Raw genomic sequence first — 22,612 nt, 5'->3', positions numbered from 1 at the left:
CCTGCACCCGTTTCGGGCTGGCGGGGTGTCTGCATTTCAAGCGATTTCATGCCGTTGGCCTTCCAGGGACTTGTCCACCAGGGCCTTGGCCAGATCGATCATATGCACCACCGAGAACGCCAGGTCCCGATTGGGCCCATGCAGGTTGTCGGCCGCGTCGTAGGCGGTGGCGGCCGCGCAGCGCAGCAGGTCGGATGCATGGATCATGGCTTCCTCGCTGCTGAGGCTGCTTCTTATCTCGAAGAATTTCTCCTCCTTGTTGATGCTGCCGTGGGGCGGCTCCGTAGGGTGGTCCATTGCTCGTCGCATTGCATGCTTGCCTGCAAGTGAGCTGAATGTGGCCTCTGTATCGAGTTCCGGCACGTTCTTGCTGCTTGTGTTCATGGGTTCTGCCTTGTCTTGAGAAAATGAAAAGAGGGGGCAGGCACAGATTAATACTTATTGTAATTGTGACGCCATTTCAAATACTACAACTTGTGTGTTGAGGCGGAAAATACACAACGTATTGTTCCGCCCATGGATAAATGGATCGAGTTGGTCAAGGCCAACATGAAAGGCCGCAAGGTCACGCAGGAGAAGCTCGCCGAGCGCCTGGGCATGTCCCAGGGCGGCATTGGCCATTGGTTGAGCAAGCGGCGCCAGCCCAAGATCGAAGACATGAACCGGGTGCTGGAAGAGATCGGCATGGGCTTTCTCGAAGTGGTGCTGGTGGTCCGCGAAAAACCCTTGGTCAATGACGATGGCGAGCCCCTGGAGCAGGAACCTTCGCTGGTGGATAGGTACAACCCGTACTTCCGTTATCCGGTCAGTGATTGGCGCAGCGCCGGCGAAGTCCGTGAGGATGGCCAGCCGAGCTATGTGCCGGAGCGCTACGAATTGTCCGACTACCAGGCCCAGGGCGCGGCGTTCTGGCTGATGGTGGTGGGGGACGCGATGATCGCTCCCAGCGGCATGAGCATCAGCCAGGGCATGCTGATCCTGGTGGACCCGGCCATCGCGGCCGAGCCTGGCAAGCTGGTGGTCGTGCAGTGTCCCGGCAGCGCCGAGGCGCTCTTTCGCAAGTTGGTGCAGGAGGGCGGCCAGCGGTACCTGGCGCCGCTCAACCCGACGTACCCGAAGATGCTCTACAGCGATGAGTGCCGGATCATCGGCGTGGTGGTGCAAGCGACCGCGAAGTTCTGAAGACGCAGGCGCCCTCAGTCGAAAAAGCCCCTTCCTGGTTTCAGGAAGGGGCTTTTTGCATTCGGGGCTAGTCCATGGCTGCGGTGTGGGCCGCAGCGTTCACGCAGACCGCCTGGCGGCGGGCCTTGCCCATCAGGCTGGCTGTTCCAGTTCCACCAGCGCACTGCCTTCGCTGACCATCTCGCCTTCCTGGCAATACAGCGCCTTGACGATACCGGCGTGGGGCGCGCGGATGCTGTGTTCCATCTTCATGGCCTCGAGCACCACCAGTTGCGCGCCGGCTTCGACGCTTTGCCCGGCTTGCACCAGGACCCGGACAATGCTGCCGTTCATGGGGGCGGTGAGGCCGCCGTGCTGGCTGTGGCTGGCGTCGGCCGCGGCGATCGGGTCGTAGGTCGTGATGCTGCGCATCTCGCCCTGCCAGTGCAGGTAGAGGGTGTCGCCGCGACGGATGGCCCGGTGCTCGCGGCGCACGCCTTGGTGCTCCACCAGCAGGCGTTCACCCTGCAGGCGGTAGTCGGCGCCAAGGGTCTGCAGGTTGATGGCCCGGTCCTGGCCGTCGGCGCATAGGTGCAGGGCGACCTGCGCCGGCAAGCCGCTGCGCCAGCCATCGACCGCCGCCCAGGGCGAATGCGGATCGTCCTGGCGCTCGCGCCGCGCCAGGCTCTGGCTGTAGGCCTGGCCCGCAGCCTGCCAGAAGTCCTGGTCCAGCTCGCGGGCCGCCGGCAGCAGTTGCTCCTGGTAACGCGGAATGAAGCCGGTATCCAGTTGGGCCTCGGCGAAGGCCGGGTGGGCGATGATCCGGCGCAGGAACGCCAGGTTGGTCTTCAGGCCGCCGATGGCGAACTCGTCGAGCATGCTCAGCAGGCGCAGGCGAGCCTGTTCGCGGTCCTCGCCCCAGGCGATCAGCTTGCCCAGCATCGGGTCGTAGAACGGCGATACGCTGTCGCCTTCCTCGACGCCGCTGTCCACGCGCCGGCCAGGGCCATTGGCGGATTCACGATACAGCTCCAGGCGGCCGGTGGCCGGCAGGAAGTCGTTGCCCGGGTCCTCGGCGTACAGGCGCACTTCGATGGCATGGCCCAGCAGTGGTACCTGGTCCTGGGTCATGGGCAGGGTTTCGCCACGGGCCACGCGGATCTGCCAGGCCACCAGGTCCAGGCCGGTGATGGCTTCGGTGACCGGGTGTTCCACCTGCAGGCGGGTGTTCATCTCCATGAAGAAGAATTCGCCGCGGGCGTCGAGCAGGAATTCCACGGTGCCGGCGCCGACGTAGCCGATAGCCTGGGCCGCGCGTACCGCAGCCTCGCCCATGGCCTTACGCAGCTCGGCGCTCAAGCCGGGGGCCGGGGCTTCTTCCACCACTTTCTGGTGGCGACGCTGGATCGAGCAGTCGCGCTCGTTGAGGTACAGGCAGTTGCCGTGCTGGTCGGCAAAGACCTGGATCTCCACGTGCCGGGGCTTTAGCAGGTATTTTTCCACCAGCATCCGCGAATCGCCGAACGACGACTGTGCTTCACGCTGGGCCGAGGCCAGGGCTTCGGCCAGCTGGCTGACGTCTTCCACCACCTTCATGCCTTTGCCGCCGCCACCGGCGGTGGCCTTGAGCAGCACCGGATAGCCGATGCGCTCGGCGGCGCTGCGGAAGGTTTCCAGGTCCTGGGCCTCGCCGTGGTAGCCCGGCACCAGCGGTACACCGGCGGTTTCCATCAGGGCCTTGGCCGCCGACTTGCTGCCCATGGCGTCGATGGCCGATGCCGGTGGGCCGAGGAAGATCAGCCCGGCAGCCTCGATGGCCCGGGCGAAACCGGCGTTCTCGGAAAGAAAGCCATAACCGGGGTGGATGGCCTGGGCGCCGCTGGCCTTGGCGGCGGCGATCAGCTTGTCGATCTGCAGGTAGCTTTCGCTGGCCTTGCTGCCGCCCAGGTCCACGCGGATGTCCGCTTCACGGCTGTGGCGGGCATCGCGGTCGGTGGCGCTGTGCACGGCCACGGTGGTCAGGCCCAGGGCCTTGGCGGTGCGCATCACGCGGCAGGCGATCTCGCCGCGGTTGGCCACCAGCAGGGTATCTAGGATCGGCGCGCTCATCAGCGGGACTCCTTGGTCATGGTCTCGGTCTGCCAGCTGGGCGGGCGTTTCTCCAGGAACGCCCGCAGGCCTTCCTGTCCTTCGGGGCTGACGCGGATCCGCGCGATGGCGTTCTCGCAATAGCGTCGCAGGGCGGTGGTCAGGGCGCCGTTGCCCACTTCGCGCAACAGGTCCTTGCTGGCACGCATGGCCTGGGGGCTGTTGAGCAGCAGGTTGTCGATCCAGCGGCTGACGTGCTGTTCCAGATCTGCCGCCGGGTAGCTCTCGGCCAGCAGGCCGATGTCCCGCGCACGCGGGCCGTCGAAGCGCTCGGCGGTCAAGGCATAGCGCCGGGCAGCGCGTTCGCCGATGGCCTGGACCACGAACGGGCTGATCACCGCCGGGGCCAGGCCGATGCGCACTTCCGACAAACAGAATTGTGCGTCGTCGCTGGCGATGGCCATGTCGCAGCAGCTGATCAGGCCCAGGGCGCCGCCGAAGGCCGCACCTTGCACCACGGCCAGGGTCGGGATCTTCAGCTTGGCCAGGTTGTACATCAACTCCGCCAGTTCCCGGGCGTCGTCGAGGTTGGTGTTGTAGTCCAGCTCGGCCGACTGCTGCATCCAGGCCAGGTCGGCGCCGGCGCTGAAATGCCGGCCACGGCCGCGCAGCAGCAGGAAGCGCAGGTTGGGATCGCCTTGCACCTGGTCCAGGGCCAGGATCAGCTCGCGGATCATCTCGGCGTTGAAGGCGTTGTTCTTTTCTTCACGGCTGAGCCACAAGGTGGCGAAGCCACGAGGGTCGCGCAGCAGTTCCAGGGTATTGAAATCGCTCATGATCTTCTCGCGCAGGATTACATGCGGAACACGCCGAAACGGCTCTGTTCGATAGGGGCGTTGAGGGACGCGGACAACGCCAGGGCCAGCACCTCGCGGGTCTGCGCCGGGTCGATGACGCCGTCGTCCCACAGCCGGGCGCTGGAGTAGTAGGGGTGCCCCTGGTGCTCGTACTGGTCGAGGATCGGTTGCTTGATCTGGGCTTCCTGGGTCGCGTCGAACCCCTGTCCGCTACGTTCCGCCTGCTCGCGCTTGACCTGTACCAGCACGCCGGCAGCCTGCTCGGCACCCATCACGCCGATCCGCGCGTTGGGCCACATCCACAAGAAGCGTGGATCGTAGGCGCGGCCGCACATGCCGTAGTTACCGGCACCGAAGCTGCCACCGATGATCACGGTGAATTTCGGCACCTGGGCGCAGGCCACCGCCGTCACCAGCTTGGCGCCATGCTTGGCGATGCCGCCGGCCTCGTATTTCTGCCCCACCATGAAGCCGGTGATGTTCTGCAGGAACAACAGCGGGATGCCGCGCTGGCACGCCAGTTCGATGAAGTGCGCGCCTTTTTGCGCGGCCTCGGCGAACAGGATGCCGTTGTTGGCCAGGATCGCCACCGGGTAGCCGTGCAGGTGGGCGAAGCCGCACACCAGGGTGGTGCCGAACAGCGCCTTGAATTCATCGAACAACGAACCGTCCACCAGGCGCGCGATGACTTCGCGCACGTCGAACGGCTGCTTGGGATCGGCCGGCACCACGCCATACAGCTCATCCCGGGCATACAGCGGGGCGATCGGCGTGCGTTGCTGCAACTGGCCCTGCTTGTGCCAGTTGAGGTTGGCCACGCTACGGCGCGCCAGGGCCAGGGCGTGCTCATCGCTCTCGGCATAGTGGTCGGCCACGCCGGAAACCTTGCAGTGCACGTCGGCACCGCCCAGGTCTTCGGCGCTCACCACCTCGCCGGTGGCGGCCTTCACCAGCGGCGGGCCGGCGAGGAAGATAGTGGCTTGCTCGCGGACCATGATCGCTTCGTCGGCCATGGCCGGTACGTAGGCACCGCCGGCGGTGCAGGAGCCCATGACCACGGCGATCTGCGGGATGCCCTGGGCGCTCATGTTGGCCTGGTTGAAGAAGATCCGCCCGAAGTGCTCGCGATCCGGGAACACTTCGTCCTGGCGGGGCAGGTTGGCGCCGCCGGAGTCCACCAGGTAGATGCATGGCAGGCGGTTCTGCAGGGCGATGGTCTGCGCGCGCAGGTGTTTTTTCACGGTCAGCGGGTAGTAGGAGCCGCCTTTGACCGTGGCATCGTTGGCCACGATCATGCATTCCACGCCTTCTACCCGGCCGATGCCGGCGATCACCCCGGCAGCGGGCACGTCCTCGCCATAGACCTCGTAGGCCGCCAGCGGGCTGACCTCCAGGAACGGCGAACCGGGGTCGAGCAGGCGGTTGATCCGCTCGCGGGGCAGCAGCTTGCCGCGTGAGGTATGGCGTTCCTGGGCCTTGGCGCCGCCGCCTTGCTGGACCTGGGCCAGCAGGGTATGCAGGGCGTCGACCTGGGCCGCCATGGCGCTCCAGTTCTGCGCGAACTCTGGTGATTTAGTGTTCAACTGTGACTTCAGGATCATCATGACTCCTCACGCAGAATCAAGCCTCAAGCTTCAAGCTGCAAGAATGTTCAGTGTTGTGGCTGCAAGCGCGCATCGCTGTTTGTCTTGCTGCTTGTAGCTTTCTGCTTGAAGCTGCTTCAGCGGGTTTCGTTGAACAGTTCGCGGCCGATCAGCATGCGGCGGATTTCGCTGGTGCCGGCACCGATCTCGTAGAGCTTGGCGTCGCGTAGCAGGCGGCCGGCCGGGAATTCGTTGATGTAGCCGTTGCCACCCAGGATCTGGATCGCATCCAGGGCCATCTGGGTCGCACGTTCGGCGGAGTAGAGGATCACCCCGGCGGCATCCTTGCGGGTGGTCTCGCCACGCTCGCAAGCCTGGGCCACGGCGTACAGGTAGGCGCGGCTGGCGTTGAGCTGGGTGTACATGTCGGCGATCTTGCCCTGGATCAGCTGGAACTCGCCGATGCTCTGGCCGAATTGCTTGCGGTCGTGGATGTAGGGCACCACCAGGTCCATGCAGGACTGCATGATCCCGGTCGGGCCGCCGGAGAGCACCACGCGCTCGTAGTCCAGGCCGCTCATCAGGACCCGCACGCCGCCGTTGACTGCGCCCAGCACGTTCTCTTCCGGCACTTCGACGTCATCGAAGAACAGCTCGCAGGTGTTGGAACCGCGCATGCCCAGCTTGTCGAACTTGTTGCTGCGGCTGAAGCCTTTCCAGTCACGCTCGACGATGAACGCGGTGATGCCGTGGGGACCCTTTTCCAGGTCGGTCTTGGCGTAGATCACATAGGTGTTGGCGTCGGGGCCGTTGGTGATCCAGGTCTTGCTGCCGTTGAGTACGAAGCGGTCGCCGCGCTTGTCTGCGCGCAGCTTCATCGACACCACGTCGGAGCCGGCGTTGGGTTCGCTCATGGCCAGGGCGCCGATGTGCTCGCCGCTGATCAGCTTGGGCAGGTACTTGCTCTTTTGCTCGTGGTTGCCGTTGCGGTTGATCTGGTTGACGCACAGGTTGGAGTGGGCGCCGTAGGACAGGGCCACCGAGGCCGAGCCGCGGCTGATTTCCTCCATGGCCACCACATGGGCCAGGTAACCCAGGCCGGCACCGCCGTATTCTTCCGGCACGGTGATGCCCAGCAGGCCCATGTCGCCGAACTTGCGCCACATGTCGGCGGGGAACAGGTTGTCGGCGTCGATCTGTGCCGCCCGGGGCGCCAGTTCCGCCTTGACGAAGGCCTGGACTTGTTGACGCAGCATGTCGATGGTTTCACCGAGGGCGAAGTTCAGGGTCGGGTAACTCATGGCGGGGCACCTTCAAAATTTGTTTTTGTCGAGGGAACGAGACGCGGAGAGCAGCGCTGCCAGGCTCTCACCTTTACGTTAACGTAAACCTGCCTCGGATGGCTGTCAATCACCCTTTACGTAAACGTCAACTTGCGCCAGAGTAACCGGGCTTTCGCTTGGAGCCCGGCTTGTTCGCGCCATCGGCCTGGCTCCTGAACACCCACTAATAAAGACAATAGGGGGCGTCATGGAACACTCGGGTTCCCAGCCGGATCGCAGCTATACCCGTGGTACGCAAGACCGCGCCTTGCTGGCGCAGACCATTGGCCAGGCCTTCGACAACACCGTTGCCGCCCATCCCCAGGGCGAGGCGCTGGTGGTCCGCCACCAGCAGTTGCGCTACACCTGGCAGCAACTGCGCGAGACGGTCGATCTGCATGCCCGGGCCATGCTGGCCCTGGGGCTCAAGACCGGCGACCGCTTGGGGATCTGGGCCCCCAATTGTGCCCAGTGGTGCATTGCCCAGTTCGCCAGCGCCAAGATCGGCGTCATCCTGGTGAACATCAATCCGGCCTATCGCGCCGCCGAACTGGAGTACGTGCTCAAGCAGTCCGGCTGCCAATGGCTGATCTGCGCCGGGGCCTTCAAGACTTCCGATTACCACGGCATGCTCCAGGGGTTGCTGCCGGAACTGGCCGAACAGTCCATTGGCCAGTTGCACAGCCAACTGCTACCAGAGTTGCGTGGGGTGATCAGCCTGGACGCCCGGCCACCGTCGGGCTTCCTGCCGTGGTCGCAGCTCAGCGACCTGGCCGCCGGCGCCAGCGCCGAGCAGTTGCAGGCCCGCCAGGACAGCCTGGATTTCGACCAGCCAGTGAATATCCAGTACACCTCCGGCACCACCGGCTTCCCCAAGGGCGCGACCCTGAGCCACTACAACATCCTCAACAACGGCTACATGGTCGGTGAGAGCCTGGGCCTCACCGCCGCCGATCGGCTGGTGATCCCGGTGCCGTTGTATCACTGCTTCGGCATGGTCATGGGCAACCTGGGTTGCATCACCCATGGCAGCACCATGATCTATCCCAACGATGCCTTCGACCCGCTGCTGACCCTGGGGGCCGTGGCCGAGGAGCGGGCCACCGCGCTGTATGGCGTGCCTACCATGTTCATCGCCATGCTCGACCAGCCCCGGCGCCACGAGTTCGACCTGGCGAGCCTGCGCACCGGGATCATGGCTGGCGCCACCTGTCCGATCGAAGTGATGCGCCGGGTGATCAGCGAGATGCACATGAGCCAGGTGCAGATCGCCTACGGCATGACCGAGACCAGCCCGGTGTCGCTGCAGACCGGACCTGCCGACGAGCTGGAACTGCGGGTGACCACCGTGGGCCGGACCCAGCCGCACCTGGAAAGCAAGATCATCGACGAGGCCGGCAACGTGGTGCCGCGGGGCACCATCGGCGAGCTCTGTACTCGGGGCTACAGCGTGATGCTCGGCTACTGGAACAATCCCGAAGGTACCCGGGAGTCCATCGACCCGGCCGGCTGGATGCACACCGGCGACCTGGCCACCATGAACCCGCAGGGTTACGTGTGCATTGCCGGGCGTAACAAGGACATGATCATCCGCGGTGGCGAGAACATCTATCCGCGGGAGCTGGAGGAGTTCTTTTTCACCCATCCGGCGGTGGCCGATGTACAGGTGGTGGGGGTGCCGTGCGCCCGTTACGGCGAGGAGATCGTGGCCTGGATCAAGTTCCATCCCGGACACGCGGCCAACGAACTGGAGTTGCAGGCCTGGTGCAAGGAGCGCATCGCGCACTTCAAGACGCCGCGTTACTTCAAGTTCGTCGAGGAGTTCCCGATGACCGTCACCGGCAAGATCCAGAAGTTCCGCATGCGGGAAATCAGCGCCGAGGAACTGCGCGAGCATCTGGGCAGGGGCTGATCGTCTTGGGTGCGTGCATCGGTCCCGGTGCACGCAGCTGGAGCGGGCAGGGTGCAAAACACGAAAGGCAGGAAGCACAAAGGGGAGCCGAGGCTCCCCTTTAATTTGTCGTTGCGTGCTCTTTTTTTATTATTGAGGGGCGGCCTGTTGTTGTTTTTGTCGACCGTGGCCCTTTACCGCTGTTTTGGGCGATCCCCATCCGGGATCAAGAGCAAACGTATTTTTTTGAGCGCTGATCCAATGTGTCGCCAAGGCGATCCAACCGGTTCGGGAGCTACCTCGAGGGTAGTTTTATTGTTCTCTGACCGATTGCGAATAGCTTTTGCAAGCCGTCCCGCACAGTGCACCTTCTCCAAAAAAATCTGTTAGCTGCGTCTCTGCCGTGTTGTTTTTGTTATGTCAGAGTCGTTTCGTCTTATTTTTATTAGGTTTGCAGCTTTTTATTCTTGTTATGCCATAGAGATAGCAGAAGCCGTGCCAACTTTTTAAATCTCTTTAAAATCAATGGCTTGATAATTTTGTAGGACAATCTGTTCCGCAAAAAAATCAACAAACTGTTTCCGTGTTACTCGTTCCCGCCCCATTCCAGAGCGGCCGGTAACACACCGGCCGCACACTCTGCTCAGGTGGCACTGCGCGCCTTGGCCACCCGCGAGCCGGTGGCCCGGCCGAGCACTTCGCTGATGCGGTTACCGGCGGCGATCAGACGGTCCATGTCGATACCGGTGTGGATCCCCAGGCCGTCGAGCAGGTAAAGCACGTCCTCGGTGGCGACGTTACCGCTGGCGCCCTTGGCATAGGGACAGCCGCCCAGCCCGGCCACGGAGCTGTCGAACACCGCGATGCCTTCTTGCAGGCTGGCGTAGATATTGGCCAGGGCCTGGCCATAGGTGTCGTGGAAGTGCCCGGCCAGCTTGTCCCGTGGGACATTCGCGGCCACTGCCTCGAACATCCGCCGGGTAGCGCCGGCGGTGCCGGTACCTATGGTGTCGCCCAGGGACACTTCGTAGCAGCCCATGGCGTACAGCTCGCGGGCCACCAGGGCCACTTGTTCGGGGGCGATCGATCCTTCATACGGACAGCCCAGCACGCAGGACACATAGCCGCGCACGCTGATGCCGTGCTGCCGGGCGGCCTCCATGATCGGCGCGAAGCGTTCCAGGCTCTCGCTGATGGAGCAATTGATGTTGCGCTGGGAGAAGGCTTCCGAGGCGGCGGCGAACACCGCGACTTCCTTGACCCCGGCCGCCAGGGCATCCTCAAAACCCCGCAGGTTCGGTGCCAGGGCGCCGTAGACCACCCCCGGCTTGCGCTGGATGCGGGCGAACACTTCGGCCGAGCCGGCCATCTGCGGCACCCACTTGGGCGAGACGAAACTGCCGACTTCTATATAGCCCAGGCCGGCCTCGGTCAGGGCGTCCACCAGGCGCACCTTGTCGTCGACGCTGATGGGCTGGGCTTCGTTCTGCAGGCCGTCGCGGGGGCCGACTTCGACCAGGCGTACGTGGCTGGGGAGGGACATGGGGTTCACCTTCTCTCAAGTGATGACGGGGAGCACTGCGCACCGAGTGGTCGCGGGCGTCATTGGGCGGTGTGGTTCTGACTCTGGAGGGTCTGTTGCAGCGCCTGGGTGCAGCGCTCCTCGGCGGTATCCAGTTCCAGTTTCATCTGTTCGATGTCCAGTAGTTGCTGTTCGAGCTGTTCGCGGCGCTCGGCGATCTTGGCCAGCATGCTGTGCAGTTGCTTTAGGTTGCCGCTGGAAGGGTCGTAGAGCTCGATCAGTTCGCGACATTCGGCCAGGGAGAAACCGATGCGCTTGCCCCGCAGGATCAGTTTCAGGCTGACCTTGTCCCGTGGCGAATAGATGCGCTCCTGGCCCCGGCGCTCGGGGGCCAGCAGGCCTTGCTCCTCATAGAAGCGAATGGCCCGGGTGGTGATGTCGAGCTCGCGCGCGAGATCGGAGATGCTGTAGGTCTGGCTGCTCATGGAGGCGCTCAAGGTAGGACTTGGCGCTAAGCTAAAGGCAGGTTGACGTATACGTCAAGCAATGCCCTTGCATCGCCGGTCCGCTCCTGGCGGCCCGGCCCGGAAGCGGATCCGCCGGCGGTTCGCGTTCAGACCGCTTGCTGGTCGAGTTTTTTCTCGTGGGCGGCGACCTGCTGGCACAGCTCGATCATCTGCTCGCGCATCCAGCGGTTCGCCGGGTCCTGGTCGGTGCTTTCGTGCCAGTAGAGATGGGTTTCCACTGGCGGCACGTCGTTGACCGGCAGGTTGAAGGCCTGCAAGTCGTGGCGTCTTGCAAAACGCGCCGGCACGGTCATGACCATGTCGGTCTGTTGCAAGACCAGGGAGGCCATCAAGTAATGCTGGGAGCGCAGGGCGATCTTGCGCTGGATGCCCATCTTGCCCAGGGCCAGGTCCACATGGCCGAGGCCGCTGCGACGGCTGGAAATATGGATATGGGTCAGGGACAGGTAGTCGTCCAGGGTGAACTTTTCCTTGCCCGCCAGCGGATGGCCCTTGCGCATGGCGCAGACATAACGGTCTTCCATGAGCTTGACGTGACGCACCTGAGGGTCGGTGTTGAGCGGCGCATCCACGGCGAAATCCAGGCGTCCGGCCGCCAGTTCCTTGGTGGTTTCCCGGCGCTTGGAGAGGAAGCTCTCGATCGCCACCGTCGGTGCCAGGCGCCGCAAGCGCTGGAACAGCGGCGGCAGGATCACCGCCTCGGTCAGGTCGGTCATGCTGATGCGGTAGGTCTTCACCGCCTGCAGGGGGTTGAAGATCCGGCTCTCCTGGACCGAGACCCGCAGCAGCGACAGGGCGTTGCGCACCGGCCCGATGATGTTCTGCGCCATGGGGGTCGGCACCATGCCCTGGGCGGTCCGGACGAACAGCGGGTCATTGAAGGTTTCGCGCAGGCGGGCCAGGGCGTTGGACACCGCCGGCTGGGTGATGCCGACGATCTGGCCGGCGCGGGTCAGGTTGGCTTCGGTGTAGATCGCGTCGAAAACGATGAAGAGGTTGAGGTCGACCTTGTTCAGATTCATGGCGCTGCACTCTTATTGTTGGCCTCGGCGAGGGGCCGTTGGGGCACGTGAGGGGGCGGCTTGGGAGCCTGCAGAATCAGCCGATCATATATCGGTGATGAATGTTAATACACGCCGAGAATAGGCTAGGTAAATTTTCGTAGCTGAACTAGCATCGATTTCAGTCCCTCCACACCCGTTTTCATAGAGGTAGAGCTGCCCATGGAATTCGCCTATTCCCCCAAGGTCCAGGAACTGCGTGAGCGCGTCACCGCGTTCATGGATGCCTATGTTTATCCGGCTGAAGCGGTCTTCGAGCGCCAGGTTGCCGAAGGCGACCGCTGGCAGCCGACCGCCATCATGGAAGAGCTCAAGCTCAAGGCCCAGGCCGAAGGGTTGTGGAACCTGTTCCTGCCCGAGTCCGAGCTGGGGGCCGGGCTGACCAACCTGGAATACGCGCCACTGGCGGAAATCATGGGGCGCTCGATGCTCGGGCCAGAGCCGTTCAACTGCTCGGCCCCCGACACCGGCAACATGGAAGTGCTGGTGCGGTATGCCAACCAGGAGCAGAAGCAGCGCTGGTTGCAGCCGTTGTTGCGTGGCGAGATCCGTTCGGCCTTCGCCATGACCGAGCCGGACGTGGCATCGTCCGACGCCACCAACATGGCGGCCCGGGCGGTGCGCGATGGCGACGAGTGGGTGATCAACGGCAAGAAATGGTGGACCTCGGGCGCATGCGATCCGCGCTGCAAGATCCTGATCTTCATGGGCCTGAGCAACCCGGATGCGCCGCGCCACCAGCAGCACTCGATGATCCTGGTGCCGGTGGACACCCCCGGGGTGAAGATCATCCGCCCGCTGCCGGTGTTCGGTTACGACGACGCTCCCCACGGTCACGCCGAGGTGGTGTTCGACAACGTCCGCGTGCCCTATGAAAACGTGCTGCTGGGCGAGGGCCGGGGCTTCGAGATCGCCCAGGGGCGCCTGGGCCCGGGCCGCATCCACCACTGCATGCGCTCGATCGGCATGGCCGAGCGCGCCCTGGAATTGATGTGCAAGCGTTCAGTGAACCGTACCGCGTTCGGCAAGCCACTGGCGCGGCTGGGGGGCAACATCGACAAGATCGCCGACTCGCGGATGGAGATCGACATGGCGCGCCTGCTGACCCTCAAGGCCGCCTACATGATGGATACCGCCGGTAACAAGGTGGCCAAGAGCGAGATCGCCCAGATCAAGGTGGTGGCGCCGAATGTCGCCTTGCGCGTGATCGACCGGGCGATCCAGATCCATGGTGGGGCCGGTGTTTCCAATGACTTCCCGCTGGCCTACATGTATGCGATGCAGCGCACCCTGCGCCTGGCCGACGGCCCGGATGAAGTGCACCGGGCGGCAATCGGCAAGTACGAGATCGGCAAGTACGTGCCCCGGGAACTGATGCGCAGCGGCGGGCACTGATAGCTGCTCCCTGAGCCTGCCGGTGGCGGCATCGGCAGGCTGCGCATGGGTTCAGTAGACCCAGACCTCCACGCGCCGGTTCTTGATCCGGCCCTCGTCGAGATCGTTGGTGGCCACCGGCAACTGCGCGCCGAAACCGCGGATCTCGCGCAACACCACGCCACTCTTCACCAGTTCCCTACGTACCGCCATGGCCCGCAGTTTGGACAGCAGGGCGGCGCGGCCAGGGTCGTTCTTGGCATCGCCGAAGCCGGCCAGGGTTACCTGGCGAGTCATCTTGCCGTGCTGGCGCAGGTAGTCCAGGACCCGGCTCAGGTCCTGGCGGGCCTTGTTGTCCAGGTTGGCGCTGCCTTCCTCGAAGCGAAAGTTCACGCTCAGGCGCTGGGCTTCCCGGGCCAGGGCCTGGTAGGCCTCGGGCATCTGCGGGTTGGGCGTCACGCTCATGGCTTGCACGGTCTGGGCGACGAAGCCGTTGGCGGCGACGATGGCCTGGCCTTTGGCGCTCTGGGCGAAGCTCACCAAGGCCTTGGCCCAGGGGTTCTGGCTGTCGGGCGGCAGGTACAGGTACAGGCGGCGCGACAGCGGATAGTCCTCGGTGGCGATCAGGCTGTTGAGTGGCAGCATCGGTTGCGAATCGCCGTCGACGATGGCCACCGCCTTGGCCTGGCGCACATAGGGCAGGCCGATGAAGCCTATGCCCTGGGGATCCTGGCTGACCGCGTCGGACAGTTGCTCGCTGGATTCGAAACGCTTGGCGCCGGGACTCAGGGCCTTGCCGCGCCGGCCAAGGACCAACTCCCTGAAGGTGTCGTAGGTACCCGATTGGTCATCCCGGGCATACAGGTGCACCGGGCCGCCGATCCCGCCCAGGTCTTCCCAGGTCTTGGTCTCGCCGCTGAACAGTCGCGCCAGTTGCTCGGTGCTCAAGCGGGTCAGCGGGTTGCGTGGATGGAGGATGATCGCTAGGCCGTCGATGGCGATGACTTGCTCGGCGTCGGGGCTTTTCAGGTCACCGAGGTTCTCCAGCTCCACCAGTTCACCGTCCTTGATCGGCCGTGAGGCGGCGGCCAGGTCGGCTCGGGCACTGTTCAGCGCGGCAAAGCCGGTGCTCGAGCCATGGGCCGCCACCTCCGCCCGGACCTGGCCGCCCTGGGCGGTCTGGCCGACGACCCGTTGCTCGTTGTCCTTGCCGCTGGCCTCGATCCTGATGCCATGCAGGCCCTGTTGTTCCATGAGCCCCTTGACCAGCGCCGGGCCCAACCGGGCGCCGATGGTGTTGGAACCCTGGATACGCAGCACCGCCGTGTCGTCCGCCGCCAGGGGCAGGGCGGCGAACGCCGACCAGGGCAGGGAATAACAAATGAAACCGATCAGGAACAGGCTGATGGTCCGGCACCAGATGTCTCGTTCACTGGCGGAGAAAACGCGGGGCATGGGGCACTGGCCTTCTATATAGAGGAATAGGTAAGTGCCGGCGAGATTAAGTCAGGGAGGTGACAGACATGTGACGAAGGACGGGTGTCATCGATAAATGGCGAAAGTCCTACGCCATAAATAGCTGTTTTCTCTAGATTTTTTGAGATTTCTCCTAAAGACCAGCCTTTGGAGACTACGTAGATTGGACAACTTTGTCTGTAGGGGATTGGGGCGACTGCCAACGCGTCATCCCCGCAGATGCCCCGGCAGCGTGGAGCTGCCAGTTCTCGTGACTTTCAAAGGAGTTGCAAATGAGTGCCTGGTTTGAACTGAAGCAGTATGGCAGTGGTGCGTGCAGATTCTTGCTCAAGACAGAGGAGGCGCAGACCATGCTTCAAAGCGACCGCTACCCTTGCCGGGACAGTGCCGAGGCAGCCCTCGGCCTGTTCCGCGCACACTGCGCCTCTCCCGAGCGCTACGTCAAGAAAATTTCGTCGGGTGGCAAGCCCTATTTCAAGCTCAAGTCTGGCAATGAGGTGATCCTCGTCAGCCACTTGTATGATTCGCAAGAGGCCCTGGAGAGAGCCATCGGCGAGATTGCCAGCGCCGGCACCACGGACCGCGTCCAGCGGGTCCAGCTCTAACCGGCAGAAAAAAGCCCATCAACAGATGGGCTTTTTTGTGCCTGGCGATCAGCTCAATTCGAGCCAGATCGGCGCATGGTCCGAAGGTTTCTCCATGCCCCGCAGTTCATAGTCGACCCCGGCAGCCTTGACCCGCGGCAGCAGGCCACGGGACGCCATGATCAGGTCGATGCGCAAGCCACGCTTGGGTTCGTCTTCGAAGCCACGGCTGCGGTAGTCGAACCAGCTGAAGCGGTCGTTCACCTCGGGGTTGAGGTGGCGGAAGCTGTCCACCAGGCCCCAGTTCTTCAGGCGTGCCATCCACTCGCGCTCTTCCGGGAGGAAGCTGCACTTGCCGGTCTTGAGCCAGCGCTTGGCGTTGTCGGCGCCGATGCCGATGTCGCAGTCTTCCGGGGAAATGTTCACATCACCCATGACCACCAGGGGCTGGTCGTTGCTGAAGCGGCTTTCCAGCAACTGTTGCAGGTCGCTGTAGAAGCGCTCCTTGGCCGGGAACTTGGTGGGGTGGTCGCGGCTTTCGCCCTGGGGGAAATAGCCGTTCATGATGGTCACCGGCGTGCCATCGGCGTCGGCGAAAGTGCCCCAGATGAAGCGGCGCTGGGCGTCTTCGTCATCGCTGTCGAAGCCCTTGTGCAGGGCCAGTGGCGCCTGGCGCGAGAGCAGGGCGACGCCGTAGTGGCCCTTCTGGCCGTGGTAATGCACGTGATACCCCAGGGCCTGGACCTCGGCGAGGGGAAACTGCTCGTCGGCGACCTTGGTTTCCTGCAGGCCGATCACGTCCGGCTGGTGCTTGTCGATCAGCGCCGCCAGCTGATGGGGGCGGGCGCGCAGCCCGTTGATGTTGAACGAGACGATCTTCATGGTCGGCGGTCCTGGCAAAACAGCGATGCTAGCTGACAACGCCCGGGTCGACCAGCGTGGCGGCGCCGCCGATGCGCTGCTAATGTCCTTGGGCGCGGGAACGTTCAGCGGCGCGCAAGGCTCGTAATACAAGAGCGCGACCTTTCGAGCCGCGCCAGGGAGGAGTGACCGTCATGCCCGAGGCCAGCAATGCCATCGCCGATATCCACATGCTCGACAGCGGGTATTCCCGCGAAGCGCGGTCGCTGTTGTACCAGGCCTATCGCCACGAACCGACCTTCGGTTTCATCTTCGAGTCCGAGCGCCCCGGCTACGAGCAACGGGTGCGGGCCACGGTGCGCGAGCTGGTCAAGCAACACTTCTTGCAGGAACTGCCAGCCATCGGCTTGCTGGTCAATGACCGGCTGATCGGTATCGCCCTGATCGCACCGCCCCGGCGCCGGCTGGGCATCACCGAGAGTTGGGCCTGGCGGCTGCGCATGGTGTTGAGCACGGGCTTTCGCTGTACCCGGCGCTACCTGGAATACCATGACGCGGTGCAAGCCTGCTTGCCCAACGATGCGCTGCATGTATTGCCGCTGCTGGGCGTGCATCCGCAGTTCCAGGGTCAGCATTTTGGCGAACAGTTGCTGGAGGCGGTGCACAACTGGTGCGCGGTGGACGCCAACTCCCAGGGCGTGGTGCTCGACACCGGCAACCCGCGCTATCTCGCGTTCTACCAGCGCCAGGGTTATGCAGAGATCGGTGAGGTGGCGGTAGGGCCGGTCCGCGAGCATGTGTTCTTCCATCCCAATCCGCAGCGCTTACAAAGCGCAACAGGCTGAATCGAACTTTCCCCGCCCTCGAGCGCTCTATCGCCCTCCCAAGCTCGTGATAGCATCCGCGCCTATGAAGTTTTCCGGAAGATTCACCAGCGGTTTATTGCTGCTGTTCACCAGCTGTGCGGCGCTGGCGCAAAGCGAATTGGCTGTCAGGATCAAACCTGCCAACGACGAGTTGAAAGCCAACATCGAAGGTTATATCGGCGATCTTGGCGATCGAGATGAAGAAGCCCTGCTGAGGTTCAGCAGGGGCGCCGAGGAGCAGGCCAAGAAAGCTGCCCAGGCCCTGGGCTACTACCAGCCATTGATCTCCAGCGAAGTACGGGGCGGCGACAAGCCGCGCCTGCTGTTGCGCATCGATCCCGGCGAGCCGGTGCACTTGCGCGAGGTGACCATCCGGGTTGAAGGCCCGGCCGCCTCCCTCAAGTCCTTTCGTACCCCTGACAGCGACCAGCTCAAGCCTGGCGCGGTGCTCAACCACGGGCGTTACGAAGACGCCAAGCGCCTGATCCAGAACCAGGCCTCGCGCTATGGCTTCTTCAGCGGGCGCTTTACCCGGCAGCAACTGCGGGTGGACCCGCTGGCCGGTGTGGCGGATATCGAGCTGGTCTACGACAGCGGTCCGCGCTATGCCCTGGGCAAGGTCGGCTTCAGCGGCGACTCGCTGTTCGATGAGGACCTGCTGCGACGCATGGTGCCGTTCAAGGCCGGTACCGCCTACGACTCCGAATTGATCGCCGAACTCAACCAGGCCCTGCAGTCCAGTGGCTACTTCGAATCCGTGCGGGTGGATGCCACGCCTACCGCTGCCGAGCATGAAGTGATTCCGGTGGCGGTCCAGCTCGACACCCGCAAGCCCCGCACCATGGGCCTGGGCCTGGGCTACTCCACCGACGTCGGTCCACGGGTCAAGGCCAACTGGACCCGGCATTGGGTCAACCCCCAGGGCCACAGCTATGGCTGGGAGGCTGAAGTCTCGGCGCCACGGCAGAACGTCGGGCTGTGGTACGACATTCCCCTGGACCCGCCCCTGACCGACAAGCTGCGGTTCGCCGGCGGCTACCAGAACGAAGAAATCTCCGGCACCGATACCCTGAGCAAGCTGTTGACCCTGGGCCCCGAGTGGCACAGCAAGCTGCCCAGTGGCTGGCAGCGGGTGGTCTCGCTCAAGTACCAGCGCGAAGAGTATCGGCTCGGTGACGATTCGGGCCTGAGCAACCTGCTGCTGCCTGGCCTGACGTATTCCTATCTGCGCAGTGACAACCGTATCGATCCGCACAACGGTTATCGCATCCAGTTCGATACCAAGGTGGCCAAGGAAGGCCTGGGTTCGGACAACAACCTGTTGTACGGCACGGTGTTGCTCAAGGGCCTGACCACGGTCTGGGATAACCATCGCCTGCTGGGCCGGGTGCAGTTCGGCGGGAGCGCCACCAACGGCTACAAGTCGGTGCCGCCGTCCCTGCGTTTCTTCGCCGGTGGCGACCAGAGCGTGCGTGGCTACGACTACCAGAGCCTGTCGCCGAAGAACTCCAAGGGCGATCGCATCGGTGGGCGCTACATGGTCGCCGGCAGCGTCGAATATCAATACTCGATCGCCGAAAAATGGCGGATCGCGACTTTTATCGACCAGGGCAACTCCTTCAATAAGCTGGAACTGCCGAATCTCAAGACCGGGGTCGGGCTTGGGGTTCGCTGGGTCTCGCCGGTGGGCCCGATCCGGGTCGACCTGGCCCACGCCATGAATGATGACGGCGGTGTACGTTTGCACTTTTCCATGGGGCCAGAGCTGTGATGCGTGGTTTGAAGATAACGCTGCTGGCGATCCTGGCGCTGGTGGTCCTGGTCATCCTCGCGCTGGCCGCGGTCCTCGGGACCCAGGCCGGCAGCCGCTGGGCCTTGCGCCAGGTACCGGGCTTGAGTCTGGAGCAATTCGACGGTCGCCTCGGGGGGCAGTGGAGCGCCGGGCACCTGCTTTGGCAGCAGGACGGCACGCGGATCGAACTGCGCGGCGTGCAGTTTTCCTGGTCGCCTGCTTGCCTGCTGCGCATGACGCTATGCATCGAGCAACTGGAGGCCGATCAGGTCAGCCTGCAGTTTCCGGCCGGTGGCCAGGAGAGCCCGGGGCCCATCAGCCTGCCGGAGTTGCACCTGCCGCTGGCCATCGAGCTGGGTCGGGTACGGCTCGGCAGCCTGCTGCTCGACGGCAGCGAGCAACTCAAGAGCCTGCAACTGGCGGCCCACTGGACTACCCAAGGGCTGCGCATCGATGCGTTGCAACTGCAACGCGACGACCTGGCCCTGGAGTTGACCGGCTTGCTGCAACCCACGGGCGACTGGCCCCTGACTGCCCAGGGCAGCCTTGGCCTGCCGGCTCCCGGCGACGGCCCCTGGAAACTGGCGCTGCAGGTCGAGGGCGACCTGCTCAAGACCCTCAAGTTGCAGGCCGACAGCAGTGGTTACCTGCAAGGGCGCCTGAGCGGTGAACTGCAACCGCTGGCCCAGGACCTGCCGGCCCAGGTACGGATCACCGCGGATGGCTTCAAGGCCAGCGCCGACCTGCCGGATACCCTGCAATTGGACCAGCTGCAGCTCACCGGCAAGGGCGACCTGAAACGCGGCTACCAGCTCGTCGGCCAGGCCAGCCTGCCGGCCGAGCAAGGGCCGGTTGCCTTGTCGTTGCAGGGTAAGGTCGATGCCAAGGGCGCCCAGATCACCACCCTGGAACTGCAGGCCAGCGACCACCAGAGCCTCAAGCTCGAGGGCCAGCTGGACTGGAGCCAGGGCTTTGTCGCCGAGGCCCGGCTCGCCTGGCTGGATTTTCCCTGGCATCGCCTCTACCCACAAATCGACGAGCCGGCCGTGGCCCTGCGCAAGTTCAACGCCGAAGTGGCGTACCGCGATGGCAACTACCTGGGCAACTTCCAGGGGGACCTGGATGGTCCGGCAGGGGCCTTCAGCCTCGGCAGTCCGTTCAGTGGCGACCTGGGCCAGGTGCACCTGCCGCAATTGCAACTGACCGCCGGCCAGGGCAAGGCCCAGGGGCACTTGAACCTGCAGTTCGCCGATGGCCTGGCCTGGGATACCGCCCTGGACCTGTCGGCCATCAACCCGGCCTACTGGCTGGCTGAATTGCCCGGAACCCTGGCCGGACCCTTGCGTAGCCAGGGGGAGCTGAAGAACCAGCAGCTCAAGCTCGCCGCCGACCTGGATCTCAAGGGCCGCCTGCGCGGCCAGCCCGCGCTGCTGCAGGCCAAGGCCGACGGCGCCGGCGAGCAGTGGCGCCTCAATACCCTGGACATTCGCCTGGGGGATAACCGGATCAATGGTGCAGGCAGCCTGCAACAGAAGGTCAGCGGTCAGTTGGACATCCGCCTGCCGCGCCTGGGCCAGCTCTGGCCGCAGTTGCGCGGCCAGCTCAGTGGCCGGGTGGACCTGGCCGGGACGCTCGCGGCGCCCCAGGGCAAGGCGGAGCTGAACGGGCAGCAGTTGGCCTTTGCCGACAACCGCCTGCAAAGCCTCAAGCTCGATGCCAGCCTCGATGGGGCGCAGAAGGCTCGCATCGAACTCAAGGGCAGCGGCATCCAGGCCGGCGATACCCAGCTCGGTAGCCTGACCCTGGCTGGCCAGGGCGACATCCGCAAGCAGCAGCTGCAACTGGACCTGCAAGGCCCGCTGTTGAAGCTGGCCCTGGGCCTGGATGGCACCCTGGACCAGGGCGCCTGGCGCGGACGGCTGGCCAGCGGTGAGGTCCAGAGCGGTGGCCAGGACTGGAAGCTGCAGAACCCGGCGCGGCTCGAGCGCCTGGCCAATGGCACGGTCAACTTCGCCGCCCATTGCTGGGTCAGCGGCGACGCCAGCCTGTGCGGCGAAGACCAGCGGCTGATGCCCGAACCGAAGCTGCGCTACCACCTCAAGCGCTTCCCCATCGACAGCCTGGCCCAGTGGCTGCCCAAGGATTTCGCCTGGAAGGGCATGCTCAATGCCGATGTCCAGTTGGACCTGCCGGCCAGCGGCCCCAAAGGCCAGATCGTCGTGGATGCCAGTGGCGGCACCCTGCGGGTCAAGGACAAGGAGCAGTGGCTGGACTTTCCCTACCAGGCCCTGAAGCTCGACTCGCGCCTGGGGCCACGGCGCATCGACAGCCAATTGCAGTTCGATGGCGGCAAGCTCGGGCAGTTGATGGTCCAGGCGCAGATCAACCCGCTGCCCAAGAACAAGCCGCTGTCCGGGGAGTTCCGTCTCAGTGGCCTGGACCTCTCCGTGGCGCGGCCGTTCGTGCCCATGGTGGAAAAGCTCAATGGCAACTTGAACGGCAGCGGCCGGCTGTCCGGTGGCCTGCTGGCGCCCCAGGTCAACGGCAGCTTGCAGCTCAGCGGTGGCCAGGTATCCGGTTCCGAACTGCCCACTAGCATCGAGGACCTGCAGCTGAGCGCGCAGATCATGGGTGAGAACGTGCGCCTCGACGGCACCTGGAAGGGCGGCAAGAGCGGCCAGGGCAGCCTCGACGGCAACCTCGCCTGGGGCCGGGAACTGCTGGTGGACCTCAACCTCAAGGGTTCGCAACTGCCGGTGACGGTCGAGCCCTATGCGGCGCTTGAGGTGGCGCCCGACCTGAAGATCGCCCTGCAGGACAACCGGCTGGCGATCAGCGGCAAGGTGGCGATTCCCAAGGGCCAGATCACCGTGCGCGAGCTGCCGCCATCGACGGTCAAGGTTTCCGACGACACGGTGATCGTTGGCCAGCAGACCGTCGAGGGCAAGGCGCCCATGGCCATGGCGATGAACATCGACGTGGAAGTGGGCCAGGACAAGCTGGCCTTCAGCGGCTTCGGCCTGACGGCCAACCTGCAGGGCCATGTGCACATCGGCGACAACATGGACACCCGTGGCGAGCTGTGGCTCAACGATGGTCGCTACCGTGCCTATGGCCAGCGCCTGACGGTACGCCGGGCGCGGCTGCTGTTCGCCGGCCCCATCGACCAGCCCTACCTGGATATCGAAGCGGTGCGCCAGACCGACAACGTGATCGCCGGCATTCGTTTGAGCGGCAGCGCCGAGCAGCCGACGACCAAGATCTTTTCCGAGCCGGCCATGAGCCAGGAGCAGGCCCTGTCCTACCTGGTGCTGGGACGGCCGCTGAGCTCCGGCGGCGAAGACAACAACATGCTTGCCCAGGCCGCCCTCGGCCTGGGCTTGATGGGTAGTTCGGAGCTCACCGGAGGTATCGCCAAGAACCTGGGGATCCAGGATTTCCAGCTCGATACCCAAGGCAGCGGCAATGCCACCAGCGTAGTGGCCAGCGGCAACATCTCCGAACGACTCAGCCTGCGCTACGGGGTAGGGGTCTTCGAGCCGGCCAGCACCATCGCCTTGCGCTACAAGCTGAGCAAGAAGGTCTACCTGGAGGCCGCCAGCGGCTTCGCCAGCTCCCTGGACATCTTCTACAAGCGCGACTTCTAG

The 22,612-nt window shown here is 64.3% G+C and carries 17 protein-coding genes; 7 read left to right on the top strand and 10 right to left on the bottom strand.

Annotated elements, in window-relative coordinates:
* Positions 1-36: 36 nt before the first annotated feature.
* Positions 37-384, bottom strand: coding sequence for a DUF6124 family protein (locus GDH07_RS26690; RefSeq protein ID WP_152899403.1), 348 nt, complete (start codon positions 382-384; stop codon positions 37-39).
* A gap of 132 nt (positions 385-516) precedes the next feature.
* On the opposite strand from GDH07_RS26690, the gene GDH07_RS26685 reads away from it, so the two are divergent.
* Positions 517-1,182, top strand: coding sequence for a LexA family protein (locus GDH07_RS26685; protein ID WP_022639684.1), 666 nt, complete (start codon positions 517-519; stop codon positions 1,180-1,182).
* A gap of 132 nt (positions 1,183-1,314) precedes the next feature.
* Here GDH07_RS26685 and GDH07_RS26680 read toward each other — a convergent pair whose 3' ends face one another.
* The 4 genes from GDH07_RS26680 to GDH07_RS26665 all read right to left on the bottom strand — a co-directional run bounded on the left by GDH07_RS26680 (position 1,315) and on the right by GDH07_RS26665 (position 6,990).
* On the bottom strand, positions 1,315-3,270 hold the full coding sequence (locus tag GDH07_RS26680) for an acetyl/propionyl/methylcrotonyl-CoA carboxylase subunit alpha (protein ID WP_152899402.1): 1,956 nt from the start codon (positions 3,268-3,270) through the stop codon (positions 1,315-1,317).
* A complete protein-coding gene (locus GDH07_RS26675; RefSeq protein WP_152899401.1) occupies positions 3,270-4,085 on the bottom strand; it encodes a gamma-carboxygeranoyl-CoA hydratase in 816 nt (271 codons plus the stop codon). Before GDH07_RS26675 ends, GDH07_RS26680 begins: the two co-directional genes overlap by 1 nt.
* A gap of 17 nt (positions 4,086-4,102) precedes the next feature.
* Complete coding sequence (locus GDH07_RS26670) at positions 4,103-5,710, bottom strand: carboxyl transferase domain-containing protein (RefSeq protein WP_053136674.1); 1,608 nt, start codon at positions 5,708-5,710, stop codon at positions 4,103-4,105.
* Positions 5,711-5,826: 116 nt separating this feature from the next.
* On the bottom strand, positions 5,827-6,990 hold the full coding sequence (locus GDH07_RS26665; RefSeq protein WP_152899400.1) for an isovaleryl-CoA dehydrogenase: 1,164 nt from the start codon (positions 6,988-6,990) through the stop codon (positions 5,827-5,829).
* A 229-nt stretch (positions 6,991-7,219) separates the two neighbouring features.
* Between GDH07_RS26665 and GDH07_RS26660 the strand changes: the two genes are divergently transcribed.
* A complete protein-coding gene (locus tag GDH07_RS26660; protein WP_022639679.1) occupies positions 7,220-8,923 on the top strand; it encodes an AMP-binding protein in 1,704 nt (567 codons plus the stop codon).
* A gap of 622 nt (positions 8,924-9,545) precedes the next feature.
* Here the strand turns inward: GDH07_RS26660 and GDH07_RS26655 are convergent.
* The 3 genes from GDH07_RS26655 to GDH07_RS26645 all read right to left on the bottom strand — a co-directional run bounded on the left by GDH07_RS26655 (position 9,546) and on the right by GDH07_RS26645 (position 11,973).
* The gene (locus GDH07_RS26655) at positions 9,546-10,445 is read right to left on the bottom strand and encodes a hydroxymethylglutaryl-CoA lyase (RefSeq protein WP_022639678.1); all 900 of its coding nucleotides are present in this window, start codon (positions 10,443-10,445) and stop codon (positions 9,546-9,548) included.
* A 59-nt stretch (positions 10,446-10,504) separates the two neighbouring features.
* On the bottom strand, positions 10,505-10,909 hold the full coding sequence (locus GDH07_RS26650; RefSeq protein ID WP_152899399.1) for a MerR family transcriptional regulator: 405 nt from the start codon (positions 10,907-10,909) through the stop codon (positions 10,505-10,507).
* 128 nt (positions 10,910-11,037) lie between these two features.
* Complete coding sequence (locus GDH07_RS26645; protein WP_022639676.1) at positions 11,038-11,973, bottom strand: LysR family transcriptional regulator; 936 nt, start codon at positions 11,971-11,973, stop codon at positions 11,038-11,040.
* Between the two features lie 201 nt (positions 11,974-12,174).
* Between GDH07_RS26645 and GDH07_RS26640 the strand changes: the two genes are divergently transcribed.
* Positions 12,175-13,407: an acyl-CoA dehydrogenase gene (locus tag GDH07_RS26640; RefSeq protein ID WP_053136665.1), complete on the top strand. Its 1,233-nt coding sequence runs from the start codon at positions 12,175-12,177 to the stop codon at positions 13,405-13,407.
* 51 nt (positions 13,408-13,458) lie between these two features.
* Here the strand turns inward: GDH07_RS26640 and GDH07_RS26635 are convergent, their stop codons facing one another.
* Complete coding sequence (locus tag GDH07_RS26635; RefSeq protein ID WP_022639674.1) at positions 13,459-14,841, bottom strand: substrate-binding domain-containing protein; 1,383 nt, start codon at positions 14,839-14,841, stop codon at positions 13,459-13,461.
* 293 nt (positions 14,842-15,134) lie between these two features.
* Between GDH07_RS26635 and GDH07_RS26630 the strand changes: the two genes are divergently transcribed.
* Positions 15,135-15,467, top strand: a complete 333-nt coding sequence (locus GDH07_RS26630) for a DUF1508 domain-containing protein (protein WP_022639673.1) — start codon at positions 15,135-15,137, stop codon at positions 15,465-15,467.
* A gap of 48 nt (positions 15,468-15,515) precedes the next feature.
* Here GDH07_RS26630 and xthA read toward each other — a convergent pair whose 3' ends face one another.
* On the bottom strand, positions 15,516-16,328 hold the full coding sequence (xthA, locus tag GDH07_RS26625) for an exodeoxyribonuclease III (protein WP_152899398.1): 813 nt from the start codon (positions 16,326-16,328) through the stop codon (positions 15,516-15,518).
* A 173-nt stretch (positions 16,329-16,501) separates the two neighbouring features.
* Between xthA and GDH07_RS26620 the strand changes: the two genes are divergently transcribed.
* From GDH07_RS26620 to GDH07_RS26610, 3 genes are all read left to right on the top strand, one after another.
* Positions 16,502-17,152, top strand: coding sequence for a GNAT family N-acetyltransferase (locus GDH07_RS26620; RefSeq protein WP_022639670.1), 651 nt, complete (start codon positions 16,502-16,504; stop codon positions 17,150-17,152).
* Between the two features lie 64 nt (positions 17,153-17,216).
* Complete coding sequence (locus tag GDH07_RS26615) at positions 17,217-18,944, top strand: autotransporter assembly complex protein TamA (protein WP_152899397.1); 1,728 nt, start codon at positions 17,217-17,219, stop codon at positions 18,942-18,944.
* Positions 18,941-22,612, top strand: coding sequence for a translocation/assembly module TamB domain-containing protein (locus GDH07_RS26610; RefSeq protein ID WP_343038344.1), 3,672 nt, complete (start codon positions 18,941-18,943; stop codon positions 22,610-22,612). The genes GDH07_RS26615 and GDH07_RS26610 overlap by 4 nt, the downstream gene beginning before the upstream one ends.

Origin of the sequence: Pseudomonas piscis (genome assembly GCF_009380155.1) — a bacterium.
Classification (GTDB): Bacteria; Pseudomonadota; Gammaproteobacteria; order Pseudomonadales; family Pseudomonadaceae; genus Aquipseudomonas; species Aquipseudomonas piscis.
Note: the sequence above shows the minus strand (reverse complement) of the source record. Positions and strands in the feature narration are given on the sequence as shown.

What these genes read in the sequence shown, in the direction of transcription:
- GDH07_RS26690 (WP_152899403.1), bottom strand. Translation starts at nt 384, where the DNA reads ATGAACACAAGCAGCAAGAACGTGCCGGAACTCGATACAGAGGCCACA.
- GDH07_RS26685 (WP_022639684.1), top strand. Translation starts at nt 517, where the DNA reads ATGGATAAATGGATCGAGTTGGTCAAGGCCAACATGAAAGGCCGCAAG.
- GDH07_RS26680 (WP_152899402.1), bottom strand. Translation starts at nt 3,270, where the DNA reads ATGAGCGCGCCGATCCTAGATACCCTGCTGGTGGCCAACCGCGGCGAG.
- GDH07_RS26675 (WP_152899401.1), bottom strand. Translation starts at nt 4,085, where the DNA reads ATGAGCGATTTCAATACCCTGGAACTGCTGCGCGACCCTCGTGGCTTC.
- GDH07_RS26670 (WP_053136674.1), bottom strand. Translation starts at nt 5,710, where the DNA reads ATGATGATCCTGAAGTCACAGTTGAACACTAAATCACCAGAGTTCGCG.
- GDH07_RS26665 (WP_152899400.1), bottom strand. Translation starts at nt 6,990, where the DNA reads ATGAGTTACCCGACCCTGAACTTCGCCCTCGGTGAAACCATCGACATG.
- GDH07_RS26660 (WP_022639679.1), top strand. Translation starts at nt 7,220, where the DNA reads ATGGAACACTCGGGTTCCCAGCCGGATCGCAGCTATACCCGTGGTACG.
- GDH07_RS26655 (WP_022639678.1), bottom strand. Translation starts at nt 10,445, where the DNA reads ATGTCCCTCCCCAGCCACGTACGCCTGGTCGAAGTCGGCCCCCGCGAC.
- GDH07_RS26650 (WP_152899399.1), bottom strand. Translation starts at nt 10,909, where the DNA reads ATGAGCAGCCAGACCTACAGCATCTCCGATCTCGCGCGCGAGCTCGAC.
- GDH07_RS26645 (WP_022639676.1), bottom strand. Translation starts at nt 11,973, where the DNA reads ATGAATCTGAACAAGGTCGACCTCAACCTCTTCATCGTTTTCGACGCG.
- GDH07_RS26640 (WP_053136665.1), top strand. Translation starts at nt 12,175, where the DNA reads ATGGAATTCGCCTATTCCCCCAAGGTCCAGGAACTGCGTGAGCGCGTC.
- GDH07_RS26635 (WP_022639674.1), bottom strand. Translation starts at nt 14,841, where the DNA reads ATGCCCCGCGTTTTCTCCGCCAGTGAACGAGACATCTGGTGCCGGACC.
- GDH07_RS26630 (WP_022639673.1), top strand. Translation starts at nt 15,135, where the DNA reads ATGAGTGCCTGGTTTGAACTGAAGCAGTATGGCAGTGGTGCGTGCAGA.
- xthA (WP_152899398.1), bottom strand. Translation starts at nt 16,328, where the DNA reads ATGAAGATCGTCTCGTTCAACATCAACGGGCTGCGCGCCCGCCCCCAT.
- GDH07_RS26620 (WP_022639670.1), top strand. Translation starts at nt 16,502, where the DNA reads ATGCCCGAGGCCAGCAATGCCATCGCCGATATCCACATGCTCGACAGC.
- GDH07_RS26615 (WP_152899397.1), top strand. Translation starts at nt 17,217, where the DNA reads ATGAAGTTTTCCGGAAGATTCACCAGCGGTTTATTGCTGCTGTTCACC.